1 pseudogene is annotated in these 1070 nt (G+C 41.6%); it reads right to left on the reverse strand.

What is annotated here, in order from left to right:
* Positions 1-219: 219 nt before the first annotated feature.
* Positions 220-783 (reverse strand): annotated as a pseudogene (locus B5F87_RS20500) (transposase); the annotation flags it as partial.
* Between the last annotated feature and the right edge of the window lie 287 nt (positions 784-1070).

Raw genomic sequence — 1070 nt, forward strand, 5'->3', positions numbered from 1 at the left:
CTGCCGGCGAACTGCCGGAAATCCGGAAAAGAGAAGTGAGCGAAAGATTGGAGCAAATCTGTCCTTATCATACAGGTTTGCTCCAGATTTGTACAGGTACGAGATATCTACCGTTTACCAAAAGGCAGTCCTTCGAGAAATGATGGGCAACTATCTGAAAGAGAGATAGTGTCAAGGTTTTTTCGCAAAAATTAAATTCAGCCGTTTGGTAGTCGGCAGTCAACCGGCTATGATATCAGACAGTAGATCCTCCTCTGCTTTGAAAAGATGATCCATGTTCATGTAGCGTCTGGCTCCCCAGTTGGTTGCTGCTACATGACGCAGTCTGGCACATACGAGCATTAAAGCACTTTGTCCATCTGGGAAAGCGCCAATTGCTTTAGTTCGACGTTTGATCTCTCGATTGAGGCGTTCAATCGTATTGTTCGTCCGAATTCGAGTCCAGTGCTGGCTGGGAAAATCCATATAGGTTAATGTTTCTTCGATGCCATCTTCCACCTTTTTTGCAGCTTTGGCAAGCTTCATAGCTTTCAGTTTTTCAGCTACCTGGATTGCTTTCTCCCGGGCTGCTTCTTTACTTTCCTGAGCATGGATTGCTTTCAGCATGAGAGCTACCGTTTTCATCTTGTTACGTGGTGTAACGGAAAAGATGTTTCTGTAAAAGTGCACGGTACAGCGCTGATATTTGGCATCTGGGAAAACTTCCGGAATGGTTTCCAGCATCCCCAGATTTTTATCACCTATAATCAGGCGTACACCAGTAAGACCGCGTTCCTTCAGCCATACAAAGAAACTCGATTATGGATGGTTATATTATTGAAATCAGCAACCCTGTGCGCAACTAAAACCACATTTTTATCCATATGCAAACTCCTCTCCATAATATAATTGAAATTTTAAAATATACATTCGACCCGAATAAATAGAATTCTAGGATAATCCTTAATTATTTTTTATGATATTGGGGTCAAAAGCCTGTCTATAGCACCTTGAAAAGTTCATATATTTTGTAGTAAATACAAGCCGAAATGCTTCTCTTGCTGTATAATAGAGCTATCCTAGAAAAGAAG

The sequence above is a fragment of the Eubacterium sp. An3 genome, from assembly GCF_002159465.1.
GTDB lineage: Bacteria > Bacillota > Clostridia > Lachnospirales > Lachnospiraceae > Anaerobutyricum > Anaerobutyricum stercoris.